We start from the raw sequence: 21,208 nt of genomic DNA on the forward strand, positions 1-21,208 counted from the left end.
CGGTCTAGGACCTTAGTCCGAGCTTCAAACCGGATGTGGCGCGAGGTTCGCGGTCAAGCTGGCGGGTGCACGAATGTCACGAAAGTGTGACCGATCGTCTATAAGGGGTCGAAACGCGTGACACGCTCCAGCCATCCAGGAAGCCAGAGGCAGACCCATGACCGACCATCGCTCGCCCGACGCCAGATTCCGCACCAGCCTGCTTGAGGAAAATGAAGGTCCGGCGCCCAACCCCACCGACAACAGCACCATGGGCGAAATCATCGCCGAGCGGTTCTCCCGCCGTGCCTTCCTCAAAGGTTCGCTGGCCGTCTCGGCCATCGCCGCCACCGTCGGCCCGTTGGCGCTCGTGGCCGCCGACGATGCGCGTGCCGCCGAGGGTTCGGCCTTTTCGTTCGACGAACTCGAAGCCGGTATCGACGACAAGCACCATGTCGCGCCGGGCTACGATGCCGACGTGCTGTTGCGCTGGGGCGATCCGCTGTTTGCCGATTCGCCGGAGTTCGACCCGGCCAGACAGTCGGCTGAGGCCCAGGCAAGACAATTCGGCTACAACAACGACTATGTCGGCTATATCGGGATCGATGGCTCCGCCGAGCATGGCCTGCTGGTCGTCAACCACGAATACACCAATCCGCATCTGATGTTCCCGGGCATCGTCAAGATCGTCGAGAAGGACGGCAAGAAAGCGGCCGAACTCGCACCGCTCTCGAAGGAGCAGGTCGACGTCGAGATGGCGGCACATGGCGGCACCATCGTCGAGATCCGCAAGGAAGGCGGCAAGTGGCAGGTGGTGCGCGACGGCAAGTTGAACCGCCGCATCACCTCCAACACCGAAATGGCGCTGTCAGGCCCGGTCGCCGGTCATGACCGTGTCAAGACCAATGCCGACCCATCCGGCACCAAGGTCATCGGCACATTCAACAACTGCGCCGGCGGCGTCACACCCTGGGGCACCTATGTCATGGCCGAGGAGAACATCCACGGCTATTTCTCCGGCGAACTGCCGGAAGGCCATAAGGAAGCCGCCAATTACAAGCGCCTCGGCATTCCGGAAGGGGCCTATGAATGGGGCGCGCATTACGACCGCTTCGACCTCGCCAAGGAGCCGAATGAGCCCAACCGTTTCGGCTGGATCGTCGAGGTCGACGTCAACGATCCGGCATCCACGCCGAGGAAGCGCACCGCGATGGGCCGCTTCAAGCATGAAGGCGCCGAATCGATCGTCGCCAAGGATGGGCGCGTCGTCTTCTATCTCGGCGATGACGAGCGCTTCGACTATGTCTACAAATTCGTCACCGCGGGCCGTTTCAATCCGGACGACCGTGCCGCCAACATGAACCTGCTCGACGACGGCACGCTGCATGTCGCCAAATTCGCCGCCGACGGTACCGTGGAATGGCTGCCGATCGTCTTCGGCCACGGTCCGCTGACGGCGCAGAACGGCTTTGCCGGCCAGGCCGACGTGCTGATCGAGACGCGGCGTGCCGCCGACCTGCTCGGCGCTACCAAGATGGACCGTCCCGAGGACATCCAGCCCAATGGTGTCAACGGGAAGGTCTATGTCATGCTGACCAACAATTCCAAGCGCCAAGCCGACCAGGTCGACGCCGCCAACCCGCGCGCCGACAACGCCTTCGGCCACATCATCGAGATATCGGAGGATGGCGGCGATTTCGCCGGCACCAAGGGCAAATGGGAAGTGCTCCTGAAGTGCGGCGATCCGGCGGTTGCCGATGTCGGCGCCACCTTCTCCACCGCCACCACGGCCAATGGCTGGTTCGGCATGCCCGACAATTGCGCGGTCGATTCGGCCGGGCGCCTGTGGGTCGCCACCGACGGCCAGGGCCCGAAGGCCACAGGCCGCACCGACGGCCTGTGGGCGGTCGACACCGAAGGGCCGGCGCGCGCGACGTCAAAACTGTTCTTCCGCGTGCCGATCGGCGCCGAAATGTGCGGGCCGCTGTTTGCGCCCGACGATCAGACCGCCTTCGTCGCCGTCCAGCATCCGGGCGACGGCGGCGAGGATTGGGAGGCGTTCGGCCGCCCGTCCTATTATGAGGATCCGTCGACGCGCTGGCCCGATTTCAAGCCGGACATGCCGGTGCGGCCGGCGGTCGTCGCCATTACCAGGCAAGGCGGCGGCAAGATCGCGATTTAGAGGGCAATTCCGGGAAAGTGGGTTTCCGTCCGACGCATAAAACGAACCTCCAGCACGTTTCAGGGGCCGGAATTGGCGATCCGCCGGGCAATCCGCTCGGCGATCGCCTTGGCCTGGATGGCCGCGTTGGCGAAGCAGCCGCGGATGCTCGGCCGCATGCCGGTGAACCAGAGGCCAGGCAGTTTCGGATCGACATCGCCGCCGTTGAAGAGCGGAACGCCCTTGCCGTCGAGCACGCCGAGATCGCCGACCATCTGCTCAAGCCCGGTGCGGTAGCCCGTCGCGGCAATGACGATGTCGGGATCGATCAGGCTGCCATTGGCCAGGATGACGCCGTCGCGGGTGAATTCCCGCACTCCCGGCACGACGGTGATCCTGCCCGAGCGGATGGCGTCGATCGCGCCCTCGTCGGCGGCTATCGCGGTGTAGTCGGTGGTCAGGCGGCTGGCGCCGCCCACCGGTGCCGGCGGCACGCCGAATTTCGTCAGGTCGCCGAAAACAAGGCGCTGCGTCAAGGCGATCACCGCATCGGCGACCCGCAAAGGCAACCGCGCCATCAGCGGCGACAGCCGGTGCACGGCGATCTTGCCGATGCGCTTGGGCAGGACCGACGGACCATTGCGGGCCGACAGCCACAGCGAGGCGGCGCCTGCCTGAGCCAGGTGGTTGAGCGCGTCTATACCCGAGTTGCCGGCTCCGACGACCAGCACCTTCTTGCCGGCATAGTCCTTCGCGTCGCCGAAATCCGCCGAATGGATGATGTGGCCGGCGAAATCCCGCATTCCGTTCCATTCGGGGATGAACGGCTGTCTGTCGCGGCCGGTGGCGATCACGACGTGGCGCGCCAGGCGCATCCCGGCGCTGGTCGCTATCGCCCAGTGATCGCCCTTGAACAGGACCGTCTCGACGGCGACGCCGAGCTCCACCGGCAGCCGGTTCGCCTCGCTGAAATCGTTGAGATAGCGGATGACGGCGGCTCTGTGGGGGAAGGCGAGCGTGCCCTTCGGATAGGCAAGGCCGGGAAGTCCCGAAAGATCGCGGTGCGTATTGAGGCGCAGTTGCTGGTGACGCCGATGCCACGGCTCGGCCAACCGGCGCTCCTTTTCCAGGATCACCGTCGCCACGCCGGCCTTGATCAGCGCCTGCGCTGCCGCAAGACCGGCGGCGCCGGCCCCGATGACGATCGCCGGTTCGATGGTTACCGTCTGGTGCGCTGCCGGTCTGATTGTCGTATCTGCCATTCGATCACGAACCCCATTCCACCTTGTGGCGCTTCCGCCGACGCCGGCAGGACGCCCTCCCGCGCATGATCCATACAGCAGATCGGCCCCGGATTTCGAGGCCATGCGCCGCACCGCGGTTGCGTCCTATATGGCATATACGCGAGATCGGCGATAATCAGGTCGCGGCAATGTGATTGATTCGAGATCCGGGGGCTGGCGGATCTCTGTTACAGGTACAGGAATCCGAAGTCCTCGAAATGCTTTTTTCGGCTTCCTGTGCAAAATCAAGGCGCCACGGCGTATAGCGTACCCGGGTGCGCGCCGCAGATGCACGCGGAATCTCGACCCATGCCCTCCTTGCGGATCTATCTCGACAAAATCCTCGAGCGTGCCTCGCCCAAGGTCGAGCGCCAGGCGTTCACCCATGCCGAACGGCTGGCGCTGGTGCGCCGCCATGGCGACTTCTCGCTTGCCTACTCCTCCGCCGTGCAAGGCAGGCTCTCCTATTTCGGCGACGCCGACGGTTACATCGCCTTCGGCACCAAGATGAAGCATCATTTCGCGCTCGGCGACCCGGTCGCCGATCCGGCCCATCGGGCCGACTACATCAGGCGCTTCGTCGAGACCGCCGGCAGCCCCTGGTTCGTGCAGATCGGCGGACAGTCGGCGCGGGTGCTGGCCGGGCTCGGCTACAAGGTCAACCGGCTGGGCATCGACACCCGGCTGCCGCTGCCCGAACACGATTTTTCCGGCAAGCGCAACGAAACCGTGCGCTACTCCGAGCGCTGGCTGTTGAAAAAGGGCTTTTCCTTCGCCGAGGACAAGCGGACGATCTTTCTCGACGAGATCTCCCGGCTTTCGGCGAATTGGCGCGGTGACCGCATCGTCAAGCGTTGGGAGATGGGCTTCCTCAACCGGCACTTCGCCGACCATGTGGGCGTCGACATGCGCCGCTTCGTGCTGCACGGCCCCGATGGCGAACTGGTCGCCCTGCTCGACTTCGATCCGCTGTTTCGCGGCGGCAAGGTCATCGGCTACACCACCGCCTTCAAGCGCAAGCACATCGACGCCTCGCCCCATGCGGAGGTCGGCCTGACCAAATTCGCCGTCGACCGCTTTCGCGAGGAAGGCATTTCGGTCGTCACGCTCGGGCTGTCGCCGCTGGTCGACGTCGGCCCCAGTGGATTTGCCGAAAGCGATTTCTGGCGCAACGCCTTCCAGCGCGCCTATGATTCGCCCTGGGTCAACCGCCGCCGCTTCAACCTGCAGGGGCAGGCGGCGTTCAAGCGCCGTTTCCACGGCATCGAGGAGCCGGTCTACGTCGCCTTCCGCAAGGGAACATACATGGAGATGCTGGGCCTGCTGCGGCTGGTCAAGGCGATCTAGGGCAGTTCACCGTTCACGGAAACGGAGAACCGCTCTAACTCTTTGTTTTGACGCAACTCCCAAGGGAAAGCGCTACGCGCTTTTCCCGGGAAAACCGTATACACTTTTGCTGAAATTGCTCTAGATGCGGCCGCGACTTGGCAGGTCTTCGCCCGTCAGTTCCTCAGCCGATAGCCGGTCTTGAAGATCCAGGCGACGGTCGCCACGCAGATCAGCAGAAAAACCACGGTCATGCCGAGGCTGATGCCGACCGAAACGTCCGATTTTCCGAAAAAGCTCCAACGGAAGCCGCTGATCAGGTAGACGACCGGATTGAACAGCGTCACCGTGCGCCAGGCGCCCGGCAGCATGTTGATGGAATAGAAGCTGCCGCCGAGGAAGGTCAGCGGCGTGATGATCAGCAGCGGCACCAGTTGCAACTGCTCGAAGCTCCTGGCCCAGATGCCGATGATGAAGCCGAACAGGCTGAAGGTCACCGCCGTCAGCACCAGGAAGGCCAGCATCCAGAACGGATGCTGGATGGAGAGCGGCACGAACAGCGAGGCCGTCGCCAGGATGATCAGGCCGAGGATGATCGACTTGGTGGCGGCGCCCCCGACATAGGCGAGGACGATCTCGAGATAGGAGACCGGGGCCGACAACAGCTCGTAGATCGAGCCGACGAATTTCGGGAAGTAGATGGCGAAGGAGGCGTTGGAGATCGACTGCGTCAGAAGCGACAGCATGATCAGCCCCGGCACGATGAAGGCGCCGTAGCTGATGCCGTCGATCTCGGTGATGCGCGAACCGATGGCCGATCCGAAGACGACGAAATAGAGCGACGTCGACAGCACGGGCGAGACGATGCTCTGCAAAACAGTGCGCAGCGCGCGCGCCATCTCCACCCGGTAGATCGCCCATACCGCGCGCAGGTTCATGGCTCTTGCCTCAGAAGATTGACGAAGATCTCCTCCAGCGAGCTGTTCTGCGTGTCCAGGTCGCGGAACTGGATGCCGGCGGCCTCGAGATCGCGGATCAGCGATGCCACGCCCGGCCGGTCGCTCTGGTTGTCATAGGTGTAGGTGATCTGCCCGCCATCCGGCGACAGTTCCAGGGCGTAGTGCGAGAAGGCGTCCGGAATGGCGCCGAGCGGGCTGCGCAGTTCCATCACCAAGCGCTTGCGGCCGAGCTTGCGCATCAGTTCGGCCTTGCCCTCGACCAGGATGATCTCGCCGCGGTTGATGACGCCGACGCGGTCGGCCATCGCCTCGGCTTCCTCGATATAGTGAGTGGTGAGGATGATGGTGACGCCGTCCTCGCGCAGCCGCCGCACCATCGCCCACATGTCCTGGCGCAGCTCGACGTCGACGCCCGCCGTCGGCTCGTCGAGGAACAGCACGCGCGGTTCGTGCGACAGCGCCTTGGCGATCATCAGCCGCCGCTTCATGCCGCCCGAAAGCGTGATCGCCTTGGCGTCCTTCTTGTCCCATAGCGACAGATCCCGCAGCACCTTCTCGACAAAGGCATGGTTCGCCGGCTTGCCGAACAGGCCGCGGCTGTAGTTGACCGTCGCCCAGACGCTCTCGAAGGCATCGATGGTCAGCTCCTGCGGCACCAGCCCGATCAGGCCGCGCGCGGCGCGATAGTCTTTGGTGATGTCGTGGCCGTCCACCGTGACGCTGCCAGACGAACGGTTGACGATGCCGCAGACGATCGAAATCAGCGTCGTCTTGCCGGCGCCGTTGGGGCCAAGCAGCGCGAAGATCTCGCCGCGCTCGATGTCGAGATTGATTTCCTTCAGCGCCTTGAAGCCGGTGGCATAGGTCTTGGTGACCCCGGAAATGGATATGACAGGCTGCATGGCTGAAAACGGCTGCTTGAAAGAGGACCCCAGATATAGGCCGAATGTCGCCGCATGCAACCGGAAGTCAATGAAGTTGCTGACAATTCTCGACACTCGTTGCAGACAGGCCATTCCCGCGGATGAAGAGACAGGCCGAGATCGGGCGTGCCGCCCCTCCAAGGTAAACACGGTGCGGTCGTCCCGGGCCCATGCCTGTTCGACGTCCGACAGTGGGATGGGACTGCTCGCGAAGCGCGGCAGGCCCGGTGCTGCGTCATCTTGGCTTGGCGCTGCGGCGTTCCGCCTCGCGGCGGGACGCCGCTTTGACCGGCCGGCCCTACAAGCCTATTCTCCGCCCATTAGAAGCAGCCGGAGCCCGCCATGGACCCGCTCATCCTTTCGCGCATCCAGTTCGGTGCGAATATTTCGTTTCATATTCTGTTTCCAGCCATCACCATCGCACTCGGCTGGGTGCTGCTTTTCTTCAAGCTCCGCTACAACGCGACCAATGATTCGGCCTGGATGCGCGCCTATTTCACCTGGGTGAAGGTGTTCGCGCTGTCCTTCGCCATGGGCGTGGTTTCCGGCGTCACCATGAGCTTCCAGTTCGGCACCAACTGGCCGGGCTACATGGAAACGGTCGGCAACATCGCCGGGCCGCTGCTGGCCTACGAGATCCTCACCGCCTTTTTCCTCGAGGCGGCCTTCCTCGGCATCATGCTGTTCGGCTTCCGCCGCGTTTCCAACCGCATCCACACGCTGGCGACCGTGCTGGTCGCCGGCGGCACCACCGTGTCGGCCTTCTGGATCATCGCGCTGAACTCGTGGATGCAGACGCCGGTCGGCTTCGAGATGCGCGACGGCGTCGCCCATGCCGTCGACTGGTGGGCGATCCTCTTCAACCCCTCCATGCCCTACCGGCTCGTCCATATGCTGCTCGCCTCCGGCCTGACGGTGTCGTTCCTGATCGCCGGCCTGTCGGCGCTGCGCTACCTCAAGGGCGACCGCTCGGAATCGATGTGGAAGGCGTTGCGCACCGGCGTCTTCACCGCCGCTATCCTCATCCCCGTCCAGATCCTTGCCGGCGACCAGCACGGCCTGAACACGCTCGAGCACCAGCCGCAGAAGATCGCCGCCATGGAGGCCAACTGGAACACCGGCCCCAACGTGCCGCTGGTGCTGTTTGCCATTCCCGATGAAGCGGCCAGGGAAAACAGGTTCGAGGTGACCATTCCCGACGGGGCAAGCTGGATCCTGCGGCACAGCGCCAGGGGCGTGGTGCCGGGGCTCAACGACTATCCCGGCAACCACCCGCCGGTCTTCCCGGTGTTCTGGGGTTTTCGCGTCATGGTCGGCACCGGCCTGTTGATGCTCGCCGTCTCCTGGTCGGCCGCCTTCTTCCTCAAGCGCCGCCACAGCCTGCCGAGGTCGCTGGCGCTGCTCATGGTGCCGATGACCATTTCCGGCTGGGTGGCGACGCTCGCCGGCTGGTATACTACGGAGATCGGCCGCCAGCCCTGGCTGGTGACGGGCGTGCTGCGGACCGCCGACGCCGTCGGCCCGGTGGCCGGCGGCCATGTGGCGCTGACGCTGGCCGTCTATCTCGTTCTCTATGTGCTGTTGCTGATCGCCTATCTCGGCGTGCTGGTCCATCTGGCGCTGAAGGCGGCCAAGGACGGTGACACATCGCCGCTGCCGGGCGTGCTCAACAGGCCGATGTCGCAGCCGGCGGCTGGCGAGTAGGAGAGAGAAATGACCTACGACTGGCCGACCCTCCTCCCCCTCATCTTCGCCGGCCTGATGGGCCTCGCCATCTTGATCTATGTCATTCTCGACGGCTTCGATCTCGGCATCGGCATCCTGTTCGCGGCGGCCGAGGACGCCGAGCAGGATACGATGATCGCAGCGATCGGCCCGTTCTGGGATGCCAACGAGACCTGGCTGGTGCTGGCCGTCGGCCTTCTGCTGGTCGCCTTTCCGATGGCGCATGGCGTCATCCTCAGCGCGCTCTACATCCCGGTGTTCGTGCTTCTGGTCGGCCTCATCCTGCGCGGCGTCGCCTTCGACTTCCGCGCCAAGGTGGCGACCGAGCGCAAGCACCGCTGGAACCGTATCTTCTTCCTCGGCTCGCTCATCGCCTCGCTGGCGCAAGGCTATATGCTGGGCGTCTATGTGCTTGGCCTCGACTTCGGCCTGGGCGGCATGGCGTTCGGCGTGCTGGTGGCGTTCTGCCTGGCGGCGGCCTACGCCGCGATGGGGGCTGCCTGGGTCATCTACAAGGCCGAAGGCGACCTGCAGAAGAAGGCGGTGCGCTGGCTGCGCACCACCTTGGTGCTGACCGCGCTCGGCATGGCCGCCGTGTCGCTGGCCACGCCCTTCGCCAGCCCGCGCATCTTCGCCAAATGGTTCGTGCTGCCCGAAATGCTCTATCTGTCGCCGCTGCCGATCCTGTCGGCGTTGCTGTTCCTGTGGCTGTGGCGGCAGACCTTCCATCTGCCCAGGCCCGACGACCGCCATTCGCTGACGCCGTTCCTGACGCTGGCCGCCATCTTCGCGCTCGGTTTTGCCGGGCTCGCCTGGTCGTTCTATCCGTTCGTGGTGCCCGACAGGCTGACCATCTGGCAGGCGGCTTCCGCGCCCGAAAGCCTGGCCATCATCCTGGCCGGCACCGTCGTCGTGCTGCCGATCATCATCTTCTATTCCTTCTATGCCTACCGTGTGTTCGGCGGCAAGGCGACGGACCTGACCTACGACTGAGGGGCCAAGCGACGGGCGAAATCAGGGCCTCCGCCTGCCGCATGTCGCCGGCCGGAAAGACAATATTCATCTTCACGCGGAATAACCTTCCGCGACATGCTGCGGCCTGATGGCAGCGGTGCGAGAAGAAGGGCAATGCAATGCGCGGTGTCCCGGTTGCCTCGATACAACACGATCCGCAGGCGCGGCAGCGCTACGCACCTTTCCCGGGAAAATCCCTACGCCGCGTTCCTGGAGTTGCTCTGGCCCTGATCCGCCTGGTCACGCTGATCGCCGCGCTTGTGCTGGCCGGCCTGCTGCCCGCCGTCCAGCCCGCCCATGCCCAGCAGACGGCCAACTGGGCCGGTGTATGGGACACCAAATGGCGCGGCGGCGGCGCCCAGATCACCTTCGAGCAGGACGGCGCCGAGGTAAAGGGGGTCTATCCCCTGTATGGCGGCCGCATCGAAGCCAAGGCTGAAGGCGAAAAGTTGTTCGGCCGCTGGTTCGAGGGCAGTCGCCAGGGCGAGTTCAGCTTCGTCATGGCGCCGGACGGCGCGAGCTTCATGGGGCGTTTCGAATCCGCCACCGCCGAATGGTGGACGGGCGTGCGCGTCGACGCCGCCGAGACCCTCAAGGTCGACCAGACCAGCCCGATGACGACGATGCGCTCATTCCTGCAGACCATGAACGAGAGCGGCGCCGACAATGTGCCGCGCGCCACCGGCGGCGGCATGGGCCTTGCCGCGCTGGCGGCCGGCCTCGTCGACGTCACGGAGGCCGATCGCGGCGGCCTCAACATGCCCGACTACACCAAGCTCCTGTTTTCGGTGATCGACAACGCCACCTTGCGCCTGTGGAACCTGCCGCATGATGCGATCCCCGGCGACGAGGTGACAGCCAGGCTGCAGCAATATGGCAGCAAGGTTTTCTTCGACGTCACCTTCCGCCGCAAGGCCGGCGAATGGTTCATCGTCGGGCCGCAGCTTGCCGTGCTGCAGGCCAAGCTCGCCGAGTTCCAGGCGGCGCGTGGCGAAGCCCCCGACATGGTCGACGATCCGGCCAAGCTCGCCTCGCCGCGCGACACGTTCAAGATGCTGCTCGGCGGCATCGCCGACCAGAATGGCAGTTCGCCGCAAACGGCGCTCGACATGCGCGGTTACAATCCGGCGGTGCGGTCCGACGAGGCGGTTCTTCTCGAGAGCTATCTCAAGAAAGTCATCGACCGCATCGGCTACGTCTATTGGCAGGAAATTCCCGACGATCCCCAAAGCAACACGCCCTATGTGTATTTCGAGCACCCGGCCGGCAACATCGTCGTCGCTCCGGTGGGGACCGAAAAAGGCGGCAAGCTGTGGAAATTCACGCCGGAAACGCTGGCCAACATCCGCACGCTCTATGCCGATATCGAAGATGCGCCGGTGGCGCCGGAATTCACCGCCTTCGCCAGCAACGATCCGTTCTTCGCCACGAGGGGCCTTGCCCGCGAGATCAGCCCTGCCCTTTTGACCCGCGCCGGGCCGATCGAACGCTGGCAATGGCTGGGGCTCGGCATTGCGGTGCTTGCCGGCATCGCCTTCGGATTCCTTGCCAACGCCGTCATCGTGTTCTTCGCCCGCAGCGGCAGGAGTTCGGGGCGGGCCGGCTTCTTCCGCGTCGTCGAATGGGCGGTGCGCTCGATCTTCCTCGGCCTGTTCCTGCTGTTTGCCCTGCGGCCGCTCGGCTTGCCGCAGGTGATCGCGGCATCCGCCAAGGCGGCGGCCTGGAGCCTGATCCTGATCGGCGCGGTTCCCGTCGTCTGGCACCTGATCGGCAAGATCGCCGAGCGCTATCGCGCCACATTCAACGTGCCCGGCTACCACGAGACGCTGATCTCGCTGCTGACCGGCGTGGCGCGCATCGCCGCACTGGTGGTCGCCTTCCTGCTCCTGGCCGAGGTGCTGGCGATCCCCTATCAGGGCGTGCTGGCCGGCCTCGGCATTGGCGGCTTGGCGGTGGCGCTGGCGGCGCAGCCGACGCTGCAGAATTTTCTTTCCGGCCTGACGCTCTATGCCGACCGGCCGGTCAGCGTCGGCGACTTCTGCAAGTTCGGCAACCAGTCCGGCACCATCGAGCATATCGGCATGCGCTCGACCCGCATCCGCTCGGTCGACCGTACGGTGATCTCGGTGCCGAACTCGGACTTCGCCGGCATGCAGATCGAAAACTACGCCCATCGCGACCGCACCCGCTTCGCCACGACGCTGCAATTGCGCTACGAGACGACGCCCGACCAGTTGCGCTACACGCTGGCGGCGCTGCGCAAGCTCCTGATCGCGCATCCGCGCGTCATCGACGATCCCTGCCGCGTGCGCTTCGTCGGCTTCGGCCCCTATTCGCTCGACATCGAGGTCTTCACCTACATCATGACCGCGGATGCCTCGGAGTTTCTCGCCATCCGCGAGGACATATTGCTGTCGATGATCGCGGTGATGGACGAGGCCGGCGCCCAGTTCGCCTTCCCGGCGCAGTTGGAATACAGCGCCGCCGACCTGCCGCTCGACCAGGAAAAGCGCATCGCCGCGGAAAAGCGGGTCAGCGCCTGGCGTGAAGAGGAAAAACTGCCTTTCCCCGATTTCAGCCAGCTCGACAGGCTGGAACTCAACGACAGCCTGCCCTATCCGCCGCAGGGCTCGGTGCAATACCGCGAAGCCCAGACCGCCCCCGCCACGGTCGAAGCCAAGGCCTCGCTGGAGAAGGCGCGCTGGAGCCTGCCGTGGCGCAAGAGGGTGTAACCTTCTTCGCAGGAGAGGCCGCGATCCGTCGCGCCCCCCTCTGGCCTGCCGGCCAATCTCCCCACGAGGGGGGAGATTGGATGTCGCGACGGCTTTCGCTAATTTCTAACGTTGACAGCGGGGCGGGACGGCGAGGCCGCCGATCTCCCCCCTCGTGGGGGAGATGCCCGGCAGGGCAGAGGGGGGCGCGCTGTCCCGCCGACCTGTCGTTCTTCCCACCCTGCAAAGCCTCAATTGCTGGCCGACAGCACCAGCACCGGCTTGTCGCTGTAAAGCTTCGGGAACAGCGTCTTCAAATTCGCCACCTTTGGCAGGTCGTTGTAGACGATGTAGGGATAGGTCGGGTTGAGCGTCAGGAAATCCTGGTGGTACTCCTCGGCCGGGTAGAAGGTCTTGCCGGTTTCGATCGTGGTGACGATGGGCTTGGAAAACAGCTTGGCCTTGTCGAGCTGGGCGATATAGCTCTGCGCGATCTTCTTCTGCGCGTCGTTCTCGGCGAAGATCGTCGAGCGGTACTGCGTGCCCTGGTCCGGCCCCTGATAGTTGAGCTGGGTCGGATTGTGGGCGACCGAGAAATACACCTGCAGCAGCTGGCCATAGGTGACTTTGGAGGGATCGTAGGTGATCTCGACGGATTCGGCATGGCCGGTGCGGCCGGTGCCCACCGTCTCGTAGACGGCGTCGTCCTTGGCACCGCCGGTGTAGCCCGAGACCGCCTTGGTGACGCCCTTGACGTGCTGGAACACGCCTTGCACGCCCCAGAAGCAGCCGCCGGCGAAGACTGCCGTCTCGCTGCCGCCCGCGGCCTTTTCATCCAGTGCCGGCGGCGGGATCACCACGGCGTCTTCCGCCGAGACGGCCGGCGTCAGCCAGAAGGCGGCGCCCGCGACGGCGAGCGCGAAAGCTGCGAGCGCGCCGCGGACGAAGCCGCTCGAACGCTTCTTGATATCGGTCATGGTTGCACTCCTGATGGCTTCCATTGAGTTCAGTCTATTGAATTAGCGTCACCGGCGCGATGCGCGAGTCGCGGCGGAGGCTCACATTCTCGTGCGGCCCCGGCGGGTGCGTAACTCTCCGCCGCGGTTGACCTAGTTGGCAGGCTTCATCGCATCCGTCGCCGGCTTCATCGCGTCAGCCGCCGGCTTCATGGCGTCCGCCGGTTTCATCGCATCGTCGACGGGCTTCATGGCATTGGCGGCCATCGGGTCGGCCGGCTTCATCGCATCGGTTGCCGGTTTCATCGCGTCGGCGGCGGGTTTCATGGCGTTGGTGGCCTCGTCGGCACGGGCGATGCCGCCGGCCAGCAATGCCGTCGAGCACAAAGCGAGCGCGAGCGCCGGCAGCGTCAGGCGGGAAAGAACGGTCATGATGGTCTCCTTGGTTGGTGGCGCGCCCTTGCGGCGGCCGGCTGTTGCGGCGCCGCAGGCGCGGCGTTGCGCAATTTCTGGTCGGGCATGGTCTCTCCCCGCAAACGGGAAGTTCCCGGAGGTAAGCTAATCGGCGGCAGCGGCCAGGATCGGCCCGCCGCCGGGCGACTGCACCAGCACGGCGGTGCTGAGGCCATCGGCGGCCGCCGGCACGTCGAGCGTCGTGGCCTCGCCGGTCCAGTTGCCGAGTTTTGTCAGCGCATGCACGACATTGCCGTGCGGCAAGGTGCGGCCGGTGTTCTCGCCGCGCGCCACGGGCACCTCGACGACGCCCCTGGCATAGCGCACCAGCCAGATGTCGGCCTTGCCGCCCGGCACGCTCCCCGCGCCGATGCTGGCCTTGCCGCCTTCGAGCGACAGCGACGGTCCCTTGATGCGTCCGCTCGCCGCGATCAGCCGTTCGATCTCGCCGGGCGCGGCGCCGACCGCGTCGGCATGGCCGTTGACCACCACTTGCGGCGTGAACGGCCCGTCATGGCCGAGCGGCGGCTCGTAGCTGACCTGGCGCTGCGTGAATTCCTGCCGGCCGAAAATGTCCTTCCAGCCGAGATAGTCCCAGTAGGTGACGTTGAAGGACAGTGCCAGCACGCCGGGCTGGTCCTTGACCTTGATCAGATTGGCATTGGCCGGCGGGCAGGACGAACAGCCCTGGCTGGTGAACAGCTCGACCACGGTAAGCGGCTGCGCCGCGGCCGCACCGAGCGACGCCGCGAGCGCAAGCGCGCCCAGGCTGGATACTGCGAGGAACCTGCGGCGTTTGGCTTGCGACATCGGGTTGCTCCGTGGGACGGCGCTGCGATGCGCCGCTCATGCCCCCACTTCGCCGCCATTCGCCGCTTCGTTACAGAGCTCACCGGTTTGTGATTGCTGGACGTTCCGGAATTGGTGAGGCGGACGCGACAGCCAATCTCCCCCCTCGTGGGGGAGATGTCCGGCAGGACAGAGGGGGGCGCCGTAGAGCGCCAACCTAGTCTAGGCGGGACTCGACAGGCATCGTTGCGCGACGGAGGAGAATAGGCAGGGGGCAGGAAGTGGGGGTTCCGTGGACCCCTGGCAAGGTCGGCGGGACAGCGCCCCCCTCTGGCCTGCCGGCCATCTCCCCCACGAGGGGGGAGATCGGCAGCGTCACTGCGTCAGCACCGTTTGCGAGGGGCGCTGGTTGAAGTCGCATTTGCCCATCACGGTGTAGAAGAAGTCGGCGTTGACGACGGGCGCCGGCACTGCGGAGCCGCCGTCTTCCCAGGCCTGGTAGCCTGTCTGGCCGCACGGCACGGCGGTGAAGATGTCCACGGTCTGGCCCGTTGCGATTTCGGGCATGTCGGTCGGGCTGGTGCCGATATAGAGCCGGTTCGAGGTTTTCGGGTCGTTCGACCTGAGCGTGGTCGGCTGGGCCGGTTTGGCCGTCGCGGCGGAGGGCACGTTCATCTCCAGATAGAGCTGGTCCATCTGGCTGACGTCTATGACCGCGCCGGCGCTGTTGGCCGGGCTGGTGGTGCAGACGGTCTGCCGCATGACGCCGTTGCCGTCGGTGCTGGTGATGGCGCCGGAGGGCGTGTTGTCGAAATTGGCGACCGTCGTGGTGTTGCACACCTGCTGCTGCACTTGGGTAAGCGTGGTGCCGCTGACGGTGGAGACGGTGGTGGTGCCATAACCCTTTGGATCGCCGCCCTTGTTGTAGACATAGCTGATCTGCATCAGCTTCTGCTTCGTGGTCGAACCGAATTGCGTGCCGTAGAGATACATGGTCTTGTCCCACCAGCCCGACGCCTTCTCGATCTTGAAGGTGGTCTGCACCAGGGCCGGCGCCTTGTTGACGGCCGAGGTGACGCCGACCGACACGGTGTTGATCCTGGCGATCTGCATGAAGTCGGTCGGCATGTCGAAGCTCGCCGAGGCCTGCGCCGTGGCGGTGCCGTTGGCCGCGATGGTGAAGCTCACCAGCGTGACGGTGCCTTGCCCGCCATTGGCGGCAAAGGTGTCCTGTAGCATCTGCCGGCGGGCCGCCAGCGCCGTCGTCTTCGGCAGCGTGGTGATGGCCAGCGTCGCCGCGTCGAGCGCCTGCTGCATGTTGGACCGGGTCTGGACCGCACTGGTATAATCGACCGAGAAGCCGACCACGGTGACCAGCGGCACCAGGCTGATGAAGAACAGCGGCATCATCGAGCCGCCGCGCGAACGGGCGAACCTTCCTGAAAGCCCCAGCATGTTTTCTACCCCAAGAGACGATTTATCTGCGCAGGAACTAACATGCGCCGGCAAACCGGCGTCTAAGATGATCGTTCAAAGTTTAAGCATCCGGCCGCTCCCGCCCGCCGTTTCGGGCTTTTGCCCCCGGTTCACCGCTTTGTGATGACCGGGGCGCCCCTTGCGCCGCAAGCCTTGCCGCAGCAAGCCGCCCCTGCTAAAGCGCGCGGCATGAGCACGCCCCTCGACCACATCAGGAATTTCTCCATCGTCGCCCATATCGACCATGGCAAATCCACGCTTGCCGACCGCCTGATCCAGCTGACCGGCGGGCTGGAGCTGCGCGACATGAAGGAGCAGGTGCTGGACTCGATGGACATCGAGCGCGAGCGCGGCATCACCATCAAGGCGCAGACGGTGCGGCTGAAATACCGCGCCAATAATGGCGAGGACTATATCCTCAACCTCATCGACACGCCCGGCCATGTCGACTTCGCCTATGAAGTGTCGCGCTCGCTCGCCGCCTGCGAGGGCTCGCTGCTGGTGGTCGACGCCTCCCAGGGCGTCGAGGCGCAGACGCTGGCCAATGTCTACCAGGCCATCGACAACAACCACGAGATCGTCGTGGTGCTGAACAAGGTCGACCTGCCGGCCGCCGAGCCCGAGCGCATCCGCGAGCAGGTCGAGGAGGTCATCGGCATCGACGCCTCCAACGCCGTGCTGATCTCGGCCAAGACGGGCCTGGGCATTCCCGACGTGCTGGAGGCCATCGTCCACCAGCTGCCGCCGCCGCGCGAGGGCGATGCTGCCGCGCCGCTCAAGGCCATGCTGGTCGACAGCTGGTACGACGCCTATCTCGGCGTCATCGTTCTGGTGCGCGTCATCGACGGCGTGCTGAAGAAGGGCCAGACCATCCGCATGATGGGCACCGGCGCCAAATATCTGGTCGAGCGCACCGGCGTGTTCACGCCCGCCCGCATCAATGTCGATGAGCTCGGCCCCGGCGAGTTCGGCTTCTTCACCGGCTCGATCAAGGAAGTGGCCGACACACGCGTCGGCGACACTATCACTGAGGACAAGCGCCAGACCGCGCATGCCTTGCCCGGCTTCAAGCCGGCGCAGCCGGTGGTGTTCTGCGGCCTGTTCCCGGTCGACGCCGCCGATTTCGAGGATCTGCGCGCCGCCGTCGGCAAATTGCGCCTCAACGACGCCTCCTTCTCCTTTGAAATGGAAACCAGCGCGGCGCTCGGCTTCGGCTATCGCTGCGGCTTCCTCGGCTTGCTGCATCTCGAAATCATCCAGGAGCGGCTGGAGCGCGAGTTCAACCTCGACCTGATCGCCACCGCGCCCAGCGTCGTCTACCGGCTGCTCCTCAACGACGGCTCGGTGAAGGAGCTGCACAACCCGGCCGACATGCCCGACGTGGTCAAGATCTCGGCCATCGAGGAGCCGTGGATCCGCGCCACGATTCTCACCCCCGACGACTATCTCGGCGGCATATTGAAACTCTGCCAGGACCGGCGCGGCATCCAGGCCGACCTGTCCTACGTGGGAAAACGCGCCATGCTGACCTACGACCTGCCGCTCAACGAAGTCGTCTTCGACTTCTACGACCGGCTAAAGTCGATCTCCAAGGGCTACGCCTCGTTCGACTATCACCTCACCGACTACCGCGAGGGCGATCTGGTGAAGATGTCGATCCTGGTCAATGAGGAGCCGGTCGACGCGCTCTCCATGCTGGTCCACCGCACGGCGGCGGAAAAGCGCGGCCGCCAGATGTGCGAAAAGCTGAAGGAGCTGATCCCGCACCACCTCTTCAAGATCCCGATCCAGGCCGCGATCGGCGGCAAGGTCATCGCCCGCGAAACCATCTCGGCCCTGCGCAAGGACGTCACCGCCAAATGCTACGGCGGCGACGTGAGCCGCAAACGCAAGCTCTTGGACAAGCAGAAAGAGGGCAAGAAGCGGATGCGCCAGTTCGGCAAGGTGGATATTCCCCAAGAGGCGTTTATTCAGGCCTTGAAGATGGGGGATTGAGGTCCGGCCTCCGGCCGAACGCATCGCCCCGGCGGGCAGCGCTGGGCATGGTCAGCGCGCCGAACACCTTCGCTTTGTTGATGCGGCTCACCGCACTCGTTGCTGCATGGGGGCGGGGCGCTTACGCTGCTGACCTTCTCCCCTTGTGGGAGAAGGTGGATCGGCGCGCCAGCGCCGAGACGGATGAGGGGTATTCCAGCGGAGTGAGGCGGTGGTGGATCTGCTTTGATTCGCTGGCTGTTGACGTACCGCCAAGCTGGAGCACCCCTCATCCGACCTCGCTTCGCGAGGCCACCTTCTCCCACAAGGGGAGAAGGAAGAACCTGCGTTGGCGCTGCCCTCATCTGGCTGCCGCCATCTTCTCCCCGTGAAACGGGAGAAGGACGCTGCCTTCACCGCATTCGCCAATCGCCAGCGTTGTAGAAAAAGCGCCGGCGTTGCGGCGCCTTACCTTCCCCCCTTGTGGGGGAAGGTGGATCGGCGCTTCAGCGCCGAGACGGATGAGGGGTGTTCCAGCGGAGTGAGGCGGTGGAAAGATTGGGCGCGCTTACCAGCGTTTGATTCTGCAAGGCAGCGATCCGTCACGCACCCCTCATCCGTCTTGCCGCTTCGCGGCAATCCACCTTCTCCCACAAGGGGAGAAGGAAGAAGCGGCGAAGGCTCAGCTTTCGATCCAAACCTTCTCAAAGTGCTGCTCCAGCGCCTGATGCTGCTCGCAGCCTTCGACGCCTTTGCGGTAGGTCCGATAGACCGAGCGCCAGTAGGGCTGGATGATGATGCCGGAGTCCCGCAAATTCTTCTCTATGCCGGCCATGATCTCCTTGCGCTGGGCGGCGTCGGGGGTGGCGAGTGCCTTGTCGAGCAGCTCGTCGAACTCCTTGTTGGCGTAGGCGCTTTCGTTCCAGGCGGCGCCCGATTTGTAGGCCAGCGCCAGCACCTGGACGCCGAGCGGGCGGCCGAGCCATTCGGTGCAGGAGAAGGGGTATTTGCTCCAGTCGTTCCAGAAGGTGGCGGCGGGCAGCACGGTGCGCTTGATCTTGAGGCCGGACTCGCGCATCTGCGCAGCGATCGCGTCGCCGGTGCTCTTCTGCCATTCGACATCGACCGAGATGAGGTCGTATTCATGGTCCGCCTTGCCGGATTCCGCCAGCAGCTTCTTGGCCGCCTCGACATCGCGCTTGGCCGGGCCGATATCGGCATATTCGGGGTGCATGGGGCCGACATGGTGGTTGTCGGCAGGTTTGCCCCGGCCGCCGAGGCCGAGCGCCAGCACGGCGGAATTGTCGACGGCGAGCTGCGCGGCGCGGCGCATATTGACGTCGTCATAGGGCGCGTTGGCGACATTGAAGCGGGCGACGATGGTGGAGCCGGTGGCGATCTCGGAATTCTTCAGCCCCATCTGCTCGGTCTGCGAGACGGCATCGGAGGCGGTTTCGTGGTCGGTGTCGATCTCGCCGGATTCGAATGCCGACAGCATGGCGTTGGGGTCGGAGCCGTAGTCGATCCATTGGATGCCGTCGAGCCAGAATTCGCCCTTCCACCACGGCTTGTCCTTGCGCTTCACCTCGGCGCCGGTCTCGGCGTCCCACTTCACCAGCTCGCAAGGGCCGGTGGTGATCGAAAGCGCCTTCAGGGGATCACCGTCGCCGTCATAGGAGCGGTGCATGATCAAAGCGGGATAGTCGGCCATGCCGGCGATCAGCGAAATGTCGGGCTTGGGCAAATTGAGCTTGATCGTATAGTCGTCGACCTTCTCGATGCCGCCCTCGACCACCTTCTTGGTGTCGGCGTTGACCAGCGCGCCCATGCGCGCGGCGACCGAATTGCCGGCAACGCCGGCCTCGCACCAGCGGGTGAGGTTGTGGACGACATCGTCGGCGTTGAAGGCGTCGCCGTTCGACCAGGTGATGCCCTTGCGCACGTGGAGTGTGAGCGTCCTGGCGTCGTCGCTCATCTCCCATTTTTCGAGCAGCCAGGGCTCGAAGGAGAAATCGGTGTTCCAGCGCACCAGATATTCGTTGCAATGGCGCGCGACGTTGGACATTTCGACGCCGTCGAAGGTGCGCGGGTCCTTGAAACCCTTGACGTTCATGGCGACCCGCAGCACGCCTCCCTTCTTGGGCTCCGCCGCGCGGGCCGGCGTCGCGGTCAGTCCGCCCAGAGCAAAAGCGCCGGCGGCGCTGACGCCGAGCCCGGCCATCAGCGCCAGATATTCGCGCCGGTTGATGGCGCCGCTTCTGAAATCCTCGGCGACGGGTTTGGCCCGCGGGTGCAATTTCCTGTCGGTCAGCATGAATTTCATCGTCGTTCCCTCTTGTTGGGCGCCCGGCCGGCCGCGTGCGCGGGGGCGGATGCGGCTCGCCGGACGCCATTGCCTGAGGGATGATAGGGCGAGCTTACGCAGCGGAGTGTTCTGGAATCCGCAGGACTTGTGCGCTGCTCCGCAGGGAGGGGGCGCCTTCCTCTCTCCCCCGCTCCGCGAGGGAGAAGAAAGAGAAGCTGCTAACCCCAGATCATCAGCGCGACGAGCCCGACGATGCCGACCACCAGCCGCCACCAGCCGAACAGCGCGTAGCCTTTGCGCGAGACGTAATCGAGCAGCAGGCGCACCACCAGCAGCGCGGTGACGAAGGCGGCGACGAAGCCGACGGCGATGATCGGCAGGTCGGCCGACGTCAGCACGTTGCGGTTCTTGAACAGGTCGAAGGCGAAGGCGCCGACCATGGTGGGGATGGCGAGGAAGAAGGAAAATTCCGCGGCCGCCCGCTTGTCGACGCCAAGCAGCAGCGCGCCGACGATGGTCGATCCTGAGCGCGAGGTGCCGGGGATCAGCGACAGGCACTGGAACAGCCCGATCTGCAGATAGAGCCGGGTCGGGAAGCGTTCGACGTCGCGGTACATCGGCTTGAGGTTCATGCGGTCGACGGCGAGCAGCACCACGCCGCCGATGATCAGCATGATGCAGATCAGCCGCGGCGATTCGAACAGGATGGTCTTGATGAAATCATGCGCCAGCGCGCCGATGATGGCCGCCGGCAGGAAGGCAATGAGGATGCCGATGACGAAATGCCGCGTCAGCCGGTCATGCGGCAGGTCGAGCAGCATCTGCCACAACCGCCGGAAATAGACGCTCAAAATAGCCAGGATGGCGCCGAGCTGGATCAGGATCTCGAAGGCCTTGCCGGTCGAGTGGAAGCCGAGAAAGTGGCCGGCGAGCAGGATATGGCCGGTAGAGGACACCGGAATGAACTCGGTCAATCCCTCCAGGAGACCGAGCAGCAGGGCTTCGACGATTGTCTGGCTTTCCATTGGCTACCTCGGCATTCGCGGGATGGGCTGACAGGCTTGCTTGTCATGGCGCCGAACTCCCCCTATAGGTCGCAACACCCTGACGGCCCGCTTACCGGGCGGCCAAGACTTACCGGTGCGCCCGGCGATTCGCCAGTGTGGCAATCCGG

15 protein-coding genes are annotated in these 21,208 nt (G+C 64.8%); 6 read left to right on the forward strand and 9 right to left on the reverse strand.

The annotated features are described in order from the left end of the window. The first annotated feature begins 157 nt into the window (after positions 1 to 157). A complete protein-coding gene (locus LB551_RS08465; protein WP_224625327.1) occupies positions 158 to 2,161 on the forward strand; it encodes a PhoX family protein in 2,004 nt (667 codons plus the stop codon). 59 nt (positions 2,162 to 2,220) lie between these two features. Here the strand turns inward: LB551_RS08465 and LB551_RS08470 are convergent, their stop codons facing one another. Then, entirely contained in the window at positions 2,221 to 3,402 is a 1,182-nt protein-coding gene (locus LB551_RS08470; protein ID WP_224625326.1) for a flavin-containing monooxygenase, read from the reverse strand. Positions 3,403 to 3,732: 330 nt separating this feature from the next. Between LB551_RS08470 and LB551_RS08475 the strand changes: the two genes are divergently transcribed. Beyond that, positions 3,733 to 4,770: a phosphatidylglycerol lysyltransferase domain-containing protein gene (locus tag LB551_RS08475; protein WP_224625325.1), complete on the forward strand. Its 1,038-nt coding sequence runs from the start codon at positions 3,733 to 3,735 to the stop codon at positions 4,768 to 4,770. Positions 4,771 to 4,925: 155 nt separating this feature from the next. Here LB551_RS08475 and LB551_RS08480 read toward each other — a convergent pair whose 3' ends face one another. After that, on the reverse strand, positions 4,926 to 5,687 hold the full coding sequence (locus LB551_RS08480; protein WP_140551751.1) for an ABC transporter permease: 762 nt from the start codon (positions 5,685 to 5,687) through the stop codon (positions 4,926 to 4,928). Beyond that, positions 5,684 to 6,610, reverse strand: a complete 927-nt coding sequence (locus tag LB551_RS08485; RefSeq protein WP_224625324.1) for an ABC transporter ATP-binding protein — start codon at positions 6,608 to 6,610, stop codon at positions 5,684 to 5,686. The genes LB551_RS08480 and LB551_RS08485 overlap by 4 nt, the downstream gene beginning before the upstream one ends. Before the next feature lie 363 nt (positions 6,611 to 6,973). Between LB551_RS08485 and LB551_RS08490 the strand changes: the two genes are divergently transcribed. The 3 genes from LB551_RS08490 to LB551_RS08500 all read left to right on the forward strand — a co-directional run bounded on the left by LB551_RS08490 (position 6,974) and on the right by LB551_RS08500 (position 12,102). After that, positions 6,974 to 8,335 carry a cytochrome ubiquinol oxidase subunit I gene (locus LB551_RS08490; RefSeq protein ID WP_224658864.1) on the forward strand — a complete coding sequence of 454 codons (1,362 nt, stop codon included), beginning with the start codon at positions 6,974 to 6,976 and terminating at the stop codon, positions 8,333 to 8,335. Positions 8,336 to 8,344: 9 nt separating this feature from the next. Next, complete coding sequence (locus LB551_RS08495; protein WP_224625322.1) at positions 8,345 to 9,349, forward strand: cytochrome d ubiquinol oxidase subunit II; 1,005 nt, start codon at positions 8,345 to 8,347, stop codon at positions 9,347 to 9,349. A 140-nt stretch (positions 9,350 to 9,489) separates the two neighbouring features. After that, positions 9,490 to 12,102 (forward strand): mechanosensitive ion channel family protein, encoded by a 2,613-nt coding sequence (locus LB551_RS08500; protein ID WP_224658865.1) that lies wholly within the window; start codon positions 9,490 to 9,492, stop codon positions 12,100 to 12,102. Between the two features lie 230 nt (positions 12,103 to 12,332). Here LB551_RS08500 and msrA read toward each other — a convergent pair whose 3' ends face one another. From msrA to LB551_RS08520, 4 genes are all read right to left on the reverse strand, one after another. After that, entirely contained in the window at positions 12,333 to 13,058 is a 726-nt protein-coding gene (msrA, locus tag LB551_RS08505) for a peptide-methionine (S)-S-oxide reductase MsrA (protein ID WP_224658866.1), read from the reverse strand. Positions 13,059 to 13,190: 132 nt separating this feature from the next. After that, positions 13,191 to 13,469 (reverse strand): hypothetical protein, encoded by a 279-nt coding sequence (locus LB551_RS08510; protein WP_224658867.1) that lies wholly within the window; start codon positions 13,467 to 13,469, stop codon positions 13,191 to 13,193. Positions 13,470 to 13,595: 126 nt separating this feature from the next. Next, positions 13,596 to 14,300, reverse strand: coding sequence for a DUF1223 domain-containing protein (locus LB551_RS08515; protein WP_224658868.1), 705 nt, complete (start codon positions 14,298 to 14,300; stop codon positions 13,596 to 13,598). 354 nt (positions 14,301 to 14,654) lie between these two features. Continuing rightward, the gene (locus LB551_RS08520; protein WP_224658870.1) at positions 14,655 to 15,734 is read right to left on the reverse strand and encodes a TadE/TadG family type IV pilus assembly protein; all 1,080 of its coding nucleotides are present in this window, start codon (positions 15,732 to 15,734) and stop codon (positions 14,655 to 14,657) included. A 210-nt stretch (positions 15,735 to 15,944) separates the two neighbouring features. Between LB551_RS08520 and lepA the strand changes: the two genes are divergently transcribed. Then, positions 15,945 to 17,750, forward strand: coding sequence for a translation elongation factor 4 (gene lepA / locus LB551_RS08525; protein WP_224658871.1), 1,806 nt, complete (start codon positions 15,945 to 15,947; stop codon positions 17,748 to 17,750). 661 nt (positions 17,751 to 18,411) lie between these two features. Here the strand turns inward: lepA and LB551_RS08530 are convergent. Together LB551_RS08530 and LB551_RS08535 are read right to left on the reverse strand one after the other, a co-directional pair. After that, complete coding sequence (locus tag LB551_RS08530) at positions 18,412 to 20,052, reverse strand: ABC transporter substrate-binding protein (protein ID WP_224658873.1); 1,641 nt, start codon at positions 20,050 to 20,052, stop codon at positions 18,412 to 18,414. Between the two features lie 200 nt (positions 20,053 to 20,252). Beyond that, entirely contained in the window at positions 20,253 to 21,059 is an 807-nt protein-coding gene (locus LB551_RS08535; RefSeq protein ID WP_140551739.1) for an undecaprenyl-diphosphate phosphatase, read from the reverse strand. Between the last annotated feature and the right edge of the window lie 149 nt (positions 21,060 to 21,208).

The sequence above is a fragment of the Mesorhizobium sp. BR1-1-2 genome (genome assembly GCF_020165435.1).
Taxonomy (GTDB): Bacteria; Pseudomonadota; Alphaproteobacteria; order Rhizobiales; family Rhizobiaceae; genus Mesorhizobium.